The organism is Monashia sp. HAY1-2A, assembly GCF_056755315.1.
Genome location: NZ_JBNDHY010000118.1, coordinates 1 through 13464, shown reverse-complemented (window position 1 = coordinate 13464; position 13464 = coordinate 1). Strand labels below are relative to the sequence as shown.

At 74.8% G+C, this 13464-nt stretch carries 12 protein-coding genes; 6 read left to right on the top strand and 6 right to left on the bottom strand.

The window, feature by feature from the left end; all coding sequences use genetic code 11:
* On the bottom strand, positions 1-2616 hold a 2616-nt coding region (locus ACPYOM_RS16190), incomplete at its 3' end, for an SNF2-related protein (RefSeq protein ID WP_481346749.1).
* A gap of 66 nt (positions 2617-2682) precedes the next feature.
* Between ACPYOM_RS16190 and ACPYOM_RS16185 the strand changes: the two genes are divergently transcribed.
* Positions 2683-3141, top strand: a complete 459-nt coding sequence (locus tag ACPYOM_RS16185) for an acyl-CoA thioesterase (RefSeq protein ID WP_481346748.1) — start codon at positions 2683-2685, stop codon at positions 3139-3141.
* The gene (locus ACPYOM_RS16180) at positions 3138-3644 is read left to right on the top strand and encodes a TY-Chap domain-containing protein (protein WP_481346747.1); all 507 of its coding nucleotides are present in this window, start codon (positions 3138-3140) and stop codon (positions 3642-3644) included. The genes ACPYOM_RS16185 and ACPYOM_RS16180 overlap by 4 nt, the downstream gene beginning before the upstream one ends.
* A 24-nt stretch (positions 3645-3668) precedes the next feature.
* Here ACPYOM_RS16180 and ACPYOM_RS16175 read toward each other — a convergent pair whose 3' ends face one another.
* Positions 3669-4529, bottom strand: a complete 861-nt coding sequence (locus ACPYOM_RS16175; RefSeq protein WP_481346746.1) for an SDR family NAD(P)-dependent oxidoreductase — start codon at positions 4527-4529, stop codon at positions 3669-3671.
* Positions 4526-5500, bottom strand: coding sequence for an NADPH:quinone oxidoreductase family protein (locus ACPYOM_RS16170; protein WP_481342441.1), 975 nt, complete (start codon positions 5498-5500; stop codon positions 4526-4528). The genes ACPYOM_RS16175 and ACPYOM_RS16170 overlap by 4 nt, the downstream gene beginning before the upstream one ends.
* Positions 5501-5569: 69 nt before the next feature.
* Here ACPYOM_RS16170 and ACPYOM_RS16165 point away from each other — a divergent pair, with 69 nt between their 5' ends.
* Both ACPYOM_RS16165 and ACPYOM_RS16160 read left to right on the top strand, forming a co-directional pair.
* Positions 5570-6862 (top strand): DUF4921 family protein, encoded by a 1293-nt coding sequence (locus ACPYOM_RS16165; protein WP_481346745.1) that lies wholly within the window; start codon positions 5570-5572, stop codon positions 6860-6862.
* Complete coding sequence (locus tag ACPYOM_RS16160) at positions 6859-7302, top strand: MOSC domain-containing protein (protein ID WP_481346744.1); 444 nt, start codon at positions 6859-6861, stop codon at positions 7300-7302. Before ACPYOM_RS16165 ends, ACPYOM_RS16160 begins: the two co-directional genes overlap by 4 nt.
* Before the next feature lie 23 nt (positions 7303-7325).
* Here ACPYOM_RS16160 and ACPYOM_RS16155 read toward each other — a convergent pair whose 3' ends face one another.
* Complete coding sequence (locus tag ACPYOM_RS16155) at positions 7326-8792, bottom strand: flavin-containing monooxygenase (RefSeq protein WP_481346743.1); 1467 nt, start codon at positions 8790-8792, stop codon at positions 7326-7328.
* Between the two features lie 65 nt (positions 8793-8857).
* On the opposite strand from ACPYOM_RS16155, the gene ACPYOM_RS16150 reads away from it, so the two are divergent.
* The gene (locus tag ACPYOM_RS16150) at positions 8858-10876 is read left to right on the top strand and encodes an FAD-dependent oxidoreductase (protein ID WP_481346742.1); all 2019 of its coding nucleotides are present in this window, start codon (positions 8858-8860) and stop codon (positions 10874-10876) included.
* A gap of 101 nt (positions 10877-10977) precedes the next feature.
* Positions 10978-11454 carry an iron chaperone gene (locus ACPYOM_RS16145; RefSeq protein ID WP_481342436.1) on the top strand — a complete coding sequence of 159 codons (477 nt, stop codon included), beginning with the start codon at positions 10978-10980 and terminating at the stop codon, positions 11452-11454.
* A gap of 10 nt (positions 11455-11464) precedes the next feature.
* On the opposite strand, the gene ACPYOM_RS16140 is transcribed toward ACPYOM_RS16145, so the two are convergent.
* Together ACPYOM_RS16140 and ACPYOM_RS16135 are read right to left on the bottom strand one after the other, a co-directional pair.
* Positions 11465-12031 (bottom strand): hypothetical protein, encoded by a 567-nt coding sequence (locus ACPYOM_RS16140; RefSeq protein WP_481346741.1) that lies wholly within the window; start codon positions 12029-12031, stop codon positions 11465-11467.
* A 101-nt stretch (positions 12032-12132) separates the two neighbouring features.
* A partial coding sequence (locus tag ACPYOM_RS16135) for a multicopper oxidase family protein (protein WP_481346740.1) occupies positions 12133-13464 on the bottom strand: 1332 nt, incomplete at its 5' end.

The window sequence follows — 13464 nt, the reverse complement described above, 5'->3', positions numbered from 1 at the left end:
GTCGAGGACGACTCCGCCCCAAGCGATCTCGTGGAAGGCATCGGCGTCGAGACGCAGCACGGCGTACGAGGTGACGACGACCTGGGCACCGCCGACGGCGTCCGGCAGGACCGTGCCGCGCTTGCGCCCCGTGGCGGTGACGGCGACGGTGCGCAGGTGCGGGGCGAAGGTGTCGATCTCCTGCAGCCACGTGCCGACGACGCTCGTCGGCGCGACGACGAGGACGGGCCCCCGGGCACCCGGGGACCCGGTGCTCGGGCTGCCGAGCTCGCCGCGGTCGTGCGCCCGGGCGAGCGCGGCGATGACCTGGAGGGTCTTGCCGAGGCCCATGTCGTCGGCCAGGATGCCGCCGATGCGGGCGTCCCACAGCCGCGCCAGCCACCGGTAGCCCTCGAGCTGGTAGGGCCGCAGCGTGGCGCGGAGCGCCCGCGGGACCTCCGCTGCGGGCGCGTCGGCGAGGGGTGCGAGCGCCGCGACGTTGGCGGCCCACCTGGCGCTCTGCTGCTCGACGACGCCGAGGGCCGCGAGCTCCTCCCACAGGTCGGCGTGGTGGGCACTGAGCCGCAGGCCGCCGGTCTCGGGGTCGGCGAGCTCTCGCGCCTCGTCGATGAGCGTGCGCAGCCGGACCAGCTCGGGCCGGTCGAGCCGGAACCACGAGCCGGAGTCGAGGAGCATGATGTCCTCGCCGGCGGCGAGCGCGGCGAAGAGCGGCTCGAAGGGCACCTCCTCGCCGTCGACCTCGACCGTGACGCGCAGGTCGAACCAGTCACCGGGCTCGGCCTGCTCGCGACGCCGGGCGGTGCCCGGACCAGACCCGGGCGGCAGCGCTCCCGTGACGACGTCGGTGGCCCCGATGCGCACCACGGGCGGTGCCGTGACCTCCTCGTACGGGGGGAGGTCACCGTCGACCTCCACGGTGACGTGCTCGTCGGCCTCGAGGGCCGGCAGCTGCTCGGAGACGAACCGCGCGGCGTCGACGCCACGCAGGTGCAGGCGCGAGCGCAGCCACGGCAGCCCCTCGGCGAGGCCACCGACGGCCCCGGGCACCTCGTGCAGGGACGTCGCCGCGCGCGTCGCCGCGGTCTCGGCATCGCGGTCGCGGGTGCGACGGATGCCGAGCAGCCCCAGCGCGCCACCGTGGGTCCCGCCGGCGGAGGGTCCGTGCGCCGCACGCTCGGTGATCGGCCGAAGGACGCCGTCGTAGGCGTGCCCGAGGTCGACCCGGACCTCGCCCGGGACGTCGTGGACCACCCTGACGTGCACGGTGACCCGTTCGGGCGCGACCTCGCCGCCGGCGGGCGTGTCACCGACGGGCAGCGGCACGTCGGAGCGCACGCGCACGCGCTGCCGCAGCCCCGGCACGGTCGACCCGAGGAACCGGGCGCGCTCGTCGGCGGGCACGCGCAGACCGGCGCGGGCCTGCTCGAGCGCGGCGCTCGCGAGCCCGAGGTCCTGCTCGAGCGGCACGAGGGTGAGGGCTCCGTCGTCCGCGGAGACGGCGACGCCGTGCACCGGGTCGCCGAGGAAGAGGACCTCGCCACCGCCTGCGTCGGCGGCGTCGGCGGCGTCGGCGGCGTCGGCGGCGTGGGCAGCGTCGGCGGCGTCGGCGGCCTCGTCCGCATCGTCACCGCCGCCACCGGGCAGACCGGCGACGCGCAGCCGGACGACGAGGTCGCCCGAACCGTCGGGGGCCCGGCGCACGTGCAGCTCGAGGGAGGCCGGCTCGTCGACGACGGTGACCGGCCCCACGACGCCTTCACCGGGCAGGAGGACGACGCCGGCGTCGCGGGCGCGGGACAGCAGCGGCCACACGTCCGGGCTCGCGTCGAGGGCGATGGGCGGCGCGGCGGTCAGGTACGTCGTGCCGCCCGAGGCGTGGCGCGCGGCGTCGTAGAGGCGGGTGAGCGCCCGCTCGTGCTCGGGCAGGAGGCGGATGCCGGCACGCCACTGCGGCAGCGCGTCGTGCCAGGTGAGGGTGCGGTGCCACGTGCCGGCGCGCGTCCACCGCGTGGGACGGAGGCCGTACCCCGGCTCGGGCAGCCCGCCGCGGCCGCGCGGGTCGCGGTAGACGACGTCGACGAGCAGGCCCGCGGGCATGAGGTCGCCCTGCGGCTCGGGGCGTGCGTCCGGCGCAGGAGCGGCCGCGGTGCGGGGACGGATGTGCCCCAGGACCTCGGACCAGTGCACGAGCCGTGGCGCCCCCTCGGGCCGGCGCTCGACGAGCCCGGCGGCGGCCGGCTCGCCGACGCGCGGGCCGTCCTCGGGCTCCACGACGGCCTCCGGCAGGACGCCGTTGGCGACGTCACGCGCGGTGAGGAGCAGGGCGACGACGTGCTTGCAGTCGGTGGCGACGGGACAGCTGCACCGCCCGTTCCACAGGTGGGCGCGGCCCTTCGGGTGCGGTCGCGCCTCGATGATCGTCTGGTAGGTCTCGGCGCCGCTGCCCTCGATGGTGCCGAGGATCATGAGCCCGTCGGGCCGCGTCGCGATGGACCGGACCCGGCGCTCGGCGGCATAGGCCTCGCCGCGACCGAAGGTGCGCGAGCCGACCTGCTGGGCGATGTCGGGGTCGGTGACCTGCCCGACCCACGTCGCCCGCCCCACGCTCCACGCCATCCCTCGACTCTAGGTCGGGGTGCCGACACCCGGCGGCACGGTCCACAGGTCCGGCAGGATGGGCGGATGGCCGACCCGCGCTCGCTGACGCTCGCCGACTTCCCCGTCCACCGGGCGGTGACGACGCGCTGGTCGGACAACGACATGTACGGCCACCTCAACAACGCCGTCTACTACGAGCTGTTCGACTCGGCGATCAACGGCTGGCAGGCCGAGCACGAGACGATCGACCCGACGCGTGACCCGACGCAGGGCGTCGTCGCCGAGTCCGGCTGCGTCTTCTACGCCGAGGTCGCCTTCCCCACGCCGCTCGTCGTCGGGCTGCGGGTGACGCGTCTCGGCACGAGCAGCGTCACCTACCAGCTCGGCCTCTTCGCCGACCCGGCGCTCGGCGGGGAGGGGGACATCCGGGCGCTGGGCCACTGGGTGCACGTCGAGATCGACGCCCGGACGCGCCGCCCCACGCCGATCCCGGACCACCTGCGTGCCCTCATGGCCGGGGCAGTGGTCGAGGTGGACGCGTGAGCGGCGCCGGACGTCCCGGTGGGCGTCACGGCACGCGTCACGAGGGCCACCCGGAGGAGTCGTGGGAGGGCTGGACGCGGCGGGTCGCGACCGACCTGGCCGCACTCGCCGAGGGCGGCTGGGAGACGTTCGCGGTGCACGCGGACGTCGGAGGCGCGCGGGACGACGGGCCGGCCACCGCGCGCTCGAGCGGGTTGTTCCGTCGACGCCACCGAGGCGAGTCCGTCTCTGCCGCAGACGTCTTCGTCCAGGCCAGCCGGCTCGAGGGCGTGCTCGTGCTCGAGTGTGTCGCCGACCCGGAGTTCGAGGGCCTGACCGCCCTGGCGACCCACGACGTCGAGGCCCTGACCGCGCTCGGCTGGGAGACCGTCGCGGACGAGGCCGACCTCGGCCGCGTGCTCGGACCGGACGCCGCCGAGGAGGCGGCCGCCCTCGTGGCGGCGACGCTGCGCGACGTGCTGGGGACCACGGCGCCGTCGGCGGTGGACCGCCGGCACGGCTGAGCCAGAACGCTTCCGGGTCGGCTCTCAGTCCTTGCGCAGGACCTCGAGCGGGTGCGCCCCCGGCGCACGACCGCGGGCCAGCTGCGTGGCCGCCCGGCGCATCGCGGCGGTGTAGAGCGGCCGGACGAACCGCTTGGCGCGCCAGGCGACGCGTCCCTCCACGTCGGTGAGCACGACGTCGCGCCGGGCGTCGATGCCGCGCAGGACGGTCGCGGCCACGTCGTCGGCCGAGCGCCGGGACCCCCTCACCATGCGGCGTCCGGCGTCCTCCAGCTCGGCGTCGGTCCCCCGGAACGACGCGTCGAGGCCGCTGCGGAAGAACGACGGGCACAAGACCGTCACGGCGATCCCGTGCGGCGCCAGCTCGTGCGAGAGCGTCTCGCTCACCGCGACGACGCCGGCCTTGACGGCGTTGTAGGCGGCCATCCCCGGCGCGTGGACGAGCCCGGCGAGGGATGCCGTGTTGACGATGTGCCCGCCACGCTGCTGCTTGAACAGCGGCGTGAAGGTGCGGCACCCACGGACGACGCCGAGCAGGTTGACGTCGACGACCCGGCGCCACTCGTCCATCGTCGCGACGTCGATGCGCCCGCCCGCGGCGACACCGGCGTTGTTGACGAGGACGTCGAGCCCGCCCCACGTCTCCCGGAGGTGGGCGAGGGTGGCGTCCCAGTCGGCGTCGCTGCGCACGTCGAGGCGGCGGTAGCCGACGGACGCGGGCAGCACGTCCGGCCGCTGGGTCGCCAGGTCGGTGGCGAGCACCCGGTCGCCCCGGGCCGCCAGGGCGCGGACCAGGGCGAGGCCGAGCCCGGACGCACCACCGGTGACGAGGACGCGACGCGGCGGCTCGAAAGCGCGGGTCCGAGACGGCACGAGCGGCCTCACGAGCCGCGGACCCTGATCGTCACCTTGCCCGTGGCACGACGCTCGTCGAGCTCGGTGAGGGCCGCCGTGACGTCCTCGAGCGCGTGGCGGCTGCCGATGGGCGGCTCCAGCAGGCCCTGGCCGAGCAACGGGAGAAGGGCCTCCCACTGGGCGCGCACGAACTCGGGGCGCTTCTGCCAGAAGGCTCCCCAGCCGACGCCCACGACGCTGACGTTGTTGAGCAGCAGCCGGTTGACCTTGACCTCCGGGATCGACCCACCGGTGAAGCCGATGACGAGCAGGCGTCCCTCCGGCGCGAGGGCGCGAAGGCTGTCGGTGAAGCGGTCGCCGCCGACCGGGTCGACGACGACGTCGACGCCGCGCCCCTGGGTCAGCTCACGCACCGCGTCGAGGAACCCGTCGACGGGCACGACGTGGTGGGCACCCGCGGCCCGGGCCACGGCGGCCTTCTCGTCGCTCGACACGACGGCGACGACCCGCGCGTCCATGGCTCGTGCCAGCTGGACGGCGGCCGTGCCGATGCCGCCGGCGGCGCCGTGCACGAGGACCACCTCGCCGCGCTCGAGGCCGGCACGCCGGGTCAGCGCGAAGTGGACCGTGAGGTAGTTCATCGGCAGGGCAGCCCCGGCGGCGAACGAGATCCGGTCTGGCAGTGGGAGGACGAGCGGCTCCGGCACCGCGACCTGCTCGGCGAACGCCCCGAGCACCGGGAAGGCGGCGACCCGGTCGCCGACCGCGAGCCCGCTGCCCTCGGACACCTCACGGACCACGCCGGCGCACTCGGCCCCCGGAGTGAAGGGCGGCTCGGGCCGCAGCTGGTAGAGCCCCCGGGTCAGCAGGACGTCCGGGAAGGCGACACCGGCCTCGTGGACGTCGACGACGACCTGGCCCGCGGCGAGGGTCGGGGCCTCGACCTCCTCGACCCGGACCGAGCCCGGGCCGTCGAGCGTCGTCACTCGGGCGGCGCGCATCATCGGGCTCCTTCGCTGCGCGGGTCGTCGGCGTCCACGTGCCGACGCTAGCCCCCCTAGTCTGGAGCCGTGAGCCAACCACCGCTCCAGCCGACGCCGCACCCCCTGACGCGGCTGCCCGACGGCACCGTCAAGCAGGTCAACCCGCTCACCGGCACCAAGGTCTGGACGCTCCCCGGCCGCGCGGCGCGACCGGTCGACGTGCCGGGACGCGTGCCGCTGCCGATCGAGCCCGGGGACCGCGACCGGCACTGCGCCTTCTGCGCCGGCCGCAAGCTCGAGACCACACCGGAGGTCGCCCGGGTCGTGCGCGCCGGTGACGGCTGGACCCAGCTGCGCGGCGTACTCGCCGACGAGCTGGACGACACCGTCGCGGAGTTCCGGCTCGTCCCCAACCTCTACGAGATCCTCGGCTACGACTACTGGCACCTGACCCACGGCTTCGAACCGACGCCGGAGTCGCAGGCTCGCCGCGCCGCCTACCTCTCCACGCCGGCCGGGCATGCGCACGTCACCTCGTTGGCCCGGATCCGCATGCGGGCCAAGGGTGCTCGTGGGGCCGAGGCCGAGCCGCTCGCAGAGGACGCCCTCGGTCGCGAGGCCGCGGGCCTCTTCGCCGCCAACCACCAGGTGGTCGTCGCCCGGCGCCACTACGTGGACGACGCCGTCGACGACACGCAGCTGGCCGCGTCGGGCACCCTGACACCCGACGAGCACGAGCAGTACGTGCGCCTCGGCATCACGGCGATGCACGACATCTACCGCGGCAACCCGTACGCGAGGTACGTGTCGGTGTACCAGAACTGGCTCGCGCCGGCGGGCGCCTCGTTCGAGCACCTCCACAAGCAGGTCGTCGCCATCGACGAGCTGAGCGCCCAGAAGGAGGTGGAGGTGCGCCGGGTGCGGAGCGAGCCGGGCGTGTTCCTGCGCTGGGGGGCGCGCTATGCCGAGGAGCAGGGTCTCGTCGTCGCTCGCAGCGAGCACGCCGTGGCCTTCGCCGGCGTCGGCCACCGCTATCCGGCGCTCGTCGTGCACCTGCTCGACGGCGAGCCCTGCCCGTGGGAGCTGTCCGACGAGCAGGTCCGCGACTTCTCCGACCTCGTCCACGCCTGCCACGCCGCCACCGGCGACCACGTGCCCTCGAACGAGGAGTGGCACCACCGGCCGCCGTCGGTCGACGTGCCGATGCCGCTGCGCGCCGTCATCAAGTGGCGCATCTCGACGCTCGCCGGGTTCGAGGGCGGCACGAAGATCTACGTCAACACGATCGACCCGTGGACGCTGCGCGACCGGGCCGTGGGCCGGCTGCGCGAGCTCGCCGACACGGGTGGCGTCTCACCCCGCGTCGAGGTGGCGGCGTGAGTCCCGTCGTCCTCGCCATCCACGTCGCCAAGGCCCGTCGCCTGCCCACCCGGTCGGTGCAGAGCGTCGAGGCCGAGGCGGGGGTCGGGCTCGTCGGGGACCGCTACCACAGCAGCCGGCACCGGCACGTCACGGTGCAGGCGGTCGAGAGCCTGCAGGCGGCCGCCGAGGAGCTCGGCCGTCCCGTCGACCCGGGCCTGACGCGTCGCAACCTCACGATCAGCGGCTCGGTCGTGCCCCGACGCCCCGGGGAGCGCATCCGCATCGGCGACGTCGACCTCGAGGTGGTCCGGGTCGCGGCGCCGTGCCGGCTGCTCGACGACGAGCTCGGGCCGGGCGCCGCACGCGCCCTCCACGACCGCGCCGGAACGGTGTTCCGGCTGCTCGGTTCCGGCACGATCCGCGTCGGCGACCCCGTCGACCTCGAGCCCGGCCGGTGAGCGGCGGCTGAGCCGCCGGCGGCTCAGCGGGAGAACTCCATTCCCTCGGTGAGGTCACCGCGCAGCAGGTCGCGGCGGTCGAGCAGGTAGTTCTGGCGCATGAGCCACGGTGCGCGGTCACCCTGCCGCGGCAGGAGGTCGGCCGCGCGCGTCACGTAGCCGGACGACAGCGGCAGCAGCGCACTGCCCGCCATGCCCTCGGGTGCGCGCGGCACCGCGGCCCGCCAACCGTGCGCGTCCATGTGGGCGATGAGGCGGCACACGTAGCGGCTGGCGAGGTCGGCCCGGAGCGTCCACGACGCGTTGACGTACCCGACGCTCACCGCGAGGTTGGGCACGTCGGCGAACATCAGCCCGCGGTAGACGACGAGGTCGCGCGTGGGTCGGGTCTCGCCGTCGACGTCGAACTCGATGCCGCCTGCGACCTGCAGCCTCAGGCCGGTCGCCGTCACGACGACGTCGGCCGCCAGCTCGCGCCCCGACGTCAGGAGCAGCCCGCGCCCGGTGAACCGCTCGATGGTGTCGGTGACGACCTCGGCGCGCCCGGCTCGGACCGTGTCGAAGAGGTCACCGTCGGGCACGAAGCAGATGCGCTGGTCCCACGGGTCGTAGGCCGGCGTGAAGTGCTCGGCCACGGCCGACGCGGACCCGAGGGCCTGTTCGGCGCCGCGGAGCAGCAGCCGACGGGCCAGGGCCGGGCGCCGCCGGCTGAGCTGGTAGAAGGCGCCTGCCGTCAGCACGTTCTTGTAGCGCACCGCGGTGCCGGAGGCCCGGCGTGGCAGGGCACGCCGGAGCGCGTCGCCGACCCGGTCGCGACGCGCGAGCGGCACGACCCACGAGGGGCTGCGCTGGAGCATCGTCACCCGGGCACCGCGGTCCGCGAGCGCCGGCACGAGGGTCACCGCGGTGGCACCCGACCCGATGACGACGACCCGCCGGCCGGCGACGTCGAGGTCGGCGGGCCAGGACTGCGGGTGCACGACCCGTCCGCCGTACGCGTCGCCACCAGGGATGTCGGGGGTGTGCCCCTGCTCGTAGTCGTAGTAGCCGCTGCACAGGTGCAGGAAGCTGCACGTCAACCGGGTCCGGTCGCCGGCGTGCTCGACGGTGAGCGTCCACCGGGCGTCGGCGCTCGACCACGACGCCGCGACCACCCGGTGACCCAGACGGACCCGCTCGTCGATGCCGTACCTGGCGGCGGTGCGGCGGATGTAGCCGAGGATGCTGGCCCCGTCGGCGATCGCGTCGCCCTCGGGCCACGGCTCGAAGGGGAAGCCGAGGGTGAACATGTCCGAGTCCGAGCGCACGCCCGGGTACCGGAACAGGTCCCACGTGCCGCCGACGGCGTCGCGCGCCTCGAGCACGGCGAAGGAGCGGCCCGGCAGCATCGTCTGGATCCGATAGGCCGCGCCGATGCCGGACAGCCCCGCGCCGACGACGACGACGTCGAGGTGCTCGGGCCGGTCGGCGGGGTCGGAGGGTCGCGTCACCCCGCCATTGTGACGTGTGCCGCGCGGCTCGCTACCCCGCGGTAACCGCGGCTACCCTCGGGCGGGTGAGCCCGTACCCGCACCTGCTCGAACCGCTCGACCTCGGCTTCACGACGCTGCGCAACCGCGTCGTCATGGGCTCGATGCACACGGGGCTGGAGGACCGCGTTCGTGACCTCGACCGGCTCGCCACGTACTACGCGGAGCGGGCGCGGGGCGGCGCCGGGCTCATCGTCACCGGCGGTTTCGCGCCGAACCTCGAGGGCACCCTCTACCCCGGCGGGTCGGCGCTGCTCACCTCCCGGCAGGCGCGCCGGCACCGCCGCATCACCGACGCCGTGCACCGCGAGGGGGGCCACATCGCGCTGCAGGTCCTCCACGCCGGCCGGTACGCCTACCACCCCGCCTCCGTCGCCCCCTCGCGGCTCAAGGCCCCGATCACCCCGTTCACGCCGCGGGCGCTGTCGACGAGGGGCGTCGAGCGCACGGTTCGCGCCTACGCCCGGTGTGCGCGCCTGGCCCGCGAGGCCGGCTACGACGGCGTGGAGATCATGGCCTCCGAGGGCTACCTGCTCAACCAGTTCCTCGCTCCGCGCACCAACCGGCGGACGGACCGCTACGGCGGCTCGGCGCAGAACCGGCGCCGGCTGCCGGTCGAGGTGGTCCGCGCGGTCCGCGAGGCGGCCGGCGAGGACTTCGTCGTCGTGTACCGCCTCTCGATGCTCGACCTCGTGCCCGACGGGCAGTCCTGGGACGAGGTCGTCGCGCTCGCGCGCGAGGTCGAGGCCGCCGGCGCGACGATGATCAACACCGGCATCGGGTGGCACGAGGCCCGGGTGCCGACGATCGTCACGTCGGTACCGCGCGGCGCCTTCACCTCGGTGACGGCCCGCCTGCGGCCGGAGGTGTCGGTGCCCGTCATCGCCTCCAACCGCATCACGATGCCCGACCTCGCCGAGCAGACCCTCGCCGACGGTCGCGCCGACCTCGTCTCGATGGCCCGGCCCTTCCTCGCCGACCCGGAGTGGGTGCGCAAGGCCGAGCAGGACCGCGCCGACGAGATCAACACGTGCATCGCCTGCAACCAGGCCTGCCTCGACCACACGTTCGCCAAGAAGACCGCGACGTGCCTCGTCAACCCGCGCGCCGCGCACGAGACGCTCCTCGTCCTCGCGCCGACGCGTCGGGCCAGGTCGGTCGCCGTCGTCGGCGCCGGCCCGGCCGGCCTCGCGGCCGCCACCTCGCTGGCCGAGCGCGGCCACCGCGTCGAGCTGTTCGAGGCCGGCGACGACATCGGTGGCCAGTTCGCCATCGCGATGCGCATCCCGGGCAAGGAGGAGTTCGCCGAGACGGTCCGGTACTACCGGCGGCGCCTCGAGCTCGCCGGGGTCAAGGTGCACCTCGGCCGCCGCGCCGAGCCGGCCGACCTCACCGAGTTCGACGAGGTGGTCGTGGCCACCGGCGTCGAGCCGCGGATCCCGGCGGTCCCGGGCATCGACCACCCGAAGGTCGTCACGTACGCCGCGGCCGTGCGCGGCGAGGTCCCCGTCGGCCGTCGCGTCGCCGTCATGGGCGCCGGCGGGATCGGCGTCGACGTGTCCGAGTTCCTGACGCACACGGCCTCGCCGCTCGGCGTGGAGCAGTGGATGGCCGAGTGGGGCGTGGGCGCGCCGGACGCGTCACGCGGCGGCCTCGTCGAGCCGCGGCCCGAGCCCTCGCCCCGTGAGGTGCACCTGCTCCAGCGCAAGGAGACGCCGATCGGCAGGGGGCTGGGCAGGACGACGGGATGGGTGCATCGGGCGGCCTTGAAGACCAAGGGAGTCCGTCACCACGTCGGCGTCAACTACGAGCGCGTCGACGACGCGGGACTGCACGTCAGCTACGGACCGGACCACCGCGACCCGACGGTCCTCGCGGTCGACACTGTCGTGCTGTGCACGGGCCAGGAGCCGGTCGACGGGCTCGTCGCGCCGCTGCGCGAGCTCGGCATCCCGGTCCACGTCATCGGTGGTGCCGATGTCGCTGCCGAGCTCGACGCCAAGCGGGCCATCCGCCAGGGGACCGAGCTCGCCGCGCGTCTGTGACGGACCGACGCGCAACCGATCAGTTTTCGAGAAGCGTCCGCGTCGGGCGGGCGTCGAGGATGGGCCCGGACCACCCACTCGACCCAGATCGGAGCCCCGACATGGCCACCACCCGTTCGACGACCACCCGCTCGACGACCACCGCGAGGACCACGAGCCCGCAGGCCTTCACCGCCGAGGAGAAGGCCGCGATGAAGGAGCGCGCCACCGAGGTCAAGGCCGCCCGTCGCAAGGGCACCGACCCGGCCGAGGCGCGGGCCCAGCTGCTGGCCAAGATCGCCGAGATGGACGGCCCGGACCGTGCCATGGCCGAGGGGGTGCTCGCGCTCGTCGAGAAGGCGGCGCCCGACCTCGAGCCCGGCACCTGGTACGGCATGCCGTCGTGGTCCAAGGGCGGCAAGGTCGTCTGCTTCTTCCAGCCGGCGGCCAAGTTCAAGGCCCGGTACTCGACGCTCGGGTTCAACGACCCGGCCGCCCTGGACGACGGTGACCTGTGGCCCACCGCGTACGCCCTGCTCGCACTGACCCCGGCGGTCGAGGCGCAGCTCACCGCCATCGTGAGGAAGGCCGCCGGCTGAGCCGGCCCGGTCACACCCGGCGGAGGTGTCGAGCCAGCCGGACGCTCCAGACCGGCAGGAGCACGTAGGCCCCGAGCCACGCGCCGGCCTCCGCCAGGTGGGAGTGCCACTGCGCGTCCGCGAGGTCGTCGACGCCGGCCAGCAGCCCCGGCAGGGAGAGCACCCCACCGAGCAGGAGCCATCCCGTGAGGCGCCCGAGCACGACGGGTCCGGTCGCCGGCCGCCCGGCCCGTGCCGACGCGGCGTCGGCGAGCAGGAGCCAGGCGCCGACGCCCGCCAGCCCGAGGGTCGACACGAGGCCGGCCAGGTAGAAGCCGGTCGTCTGCGTGACGACGAGCCACGTCCCCCACGCCAGGCCGACGGCACCGGCCGCCGCCGCGGCCGGTGCCACGTTCGCCCGCCGTCCGCGGGCCCCGTCGAGCCTGACGAGGACGGCGAGCAGCAGCACCCAGCAGCCGAGGAGGGCGTTGGCCCAGTCGTTGACCGCGCCGAAGACGCCACCGACGGCGTAGAGCAGGACCAGGCAGCCGACCGCGACGAGGGCAGTGGCCGCGAGCGCCAACGCCACCAGGGGCATGGCCTCCCGCCGGAGCCGGGTGGCAGTCGGCCGACGACCCGGGGCCGACGAGCCGGGCGTGCGAGTGCTACGAATGACGTTGTGGGACATGGCGGTTCACCTCATTCGGGTTGGTTGCCGGCGCTGCCGCCGAGCAGGTAGGGGCTCGTCACGCCGTCGTACGACAGGTGCGCGACGAGGCCCTCCCCGGCGTGCCGGAGGTTGTGGCAGTGGTCCATCCAGATGCCGGGGTTGTCCGCCACCAGGGCGACCTCGAGCTGCTCACCGGGCGCGACCTCCAGCGAGTCGACCCACCAGGGGGTTCCCGTGGACGGCACGCCGTCGCGCGACAGGACGACGACGTGGTGGCCGTGGAGGTGCATCGGATGGCTCTCGGACGACTCGTTGACGATCCGGAACCGGACGACGTCACCCTCGGTGACGTGGAACATCGGCACGTCGGGGTAGAGCCGGCCGTTGACGGTCCAGTACATCCCGGGCCGGCCGTCGAGGAGTCCCGGACGCCGGCCGATGACGTAGTCGAAGCGACGGTCGGGGGCACCCGCGTCGAAGCCCAGCGGCGCGGGCGAGCCGTAGGTGAGCAGGTCGAGGACGCGCGCCGGCTGCCGCACGAACGGCGCCGACCCGGCGCCTCCAGCGCCCCCGACGACGATGCTGCGGGACCCGCCGAGCTGCACCCGCACCGACGAGCCGTCCGTCGGGGCGTGCACGAGGAGGTCGGCCCGCGCCCCCGCGGTGACGTCGACACGCCGGCCGGACACCTCGGTGGCACCGACGAGGTCCGTCCCGTCGACGGCGACGAGGGTGAAGGGACCACCCACCCAGACCGCCATGAGGGCGTCGTCGGTGTTGACGACACGGATCCGCACGGCGCCACCCGGGTCGACCGCCACGTGCTCGTCACCGACGCGGCCGTCGAGCGTCGGCTGGCCGCCGAGCTGGTGGACGAGGGCGACGACGTCACGGTCGACGCGAGGGATGATGCCACCCGCCGGTTCGACGACGATCGCGCCGTAGAGCCCGCGCCGCACCTGCTCGTGGGACACCTGGTGCGAGTGGTACCAGTACGTTCCGGCCTGCTCCGCGACGAAGCGGTAGGTGTGCTCACCGCCCGCCGGGACCGCGTCCTGGGTCACGCCGGCGACGCCGTCCTGCGAGGCGGGCACGTCGATCCCGTGCCAGTGCAGCGTGGCGCCGTCGGTCACCGACTCGTTGACGAACCGCACCTGCACGAGCTGTCCCTGGCGCACGCGCAGGGTCGGGCCGGGTGAGCTGCCGTTCAGCGTGTACCCGTCGACGTCGACACCGTCCGGCACCCGGATCGTCTGCCGGCGGGCGACGAGGGTGAGGGACACGTCGGCCGGACGGCGGGGGTCGACCACCAGGTCCGCGACGCTCGTGCCGCCCGGCCGACCGACGGACGCCCCTGCCCC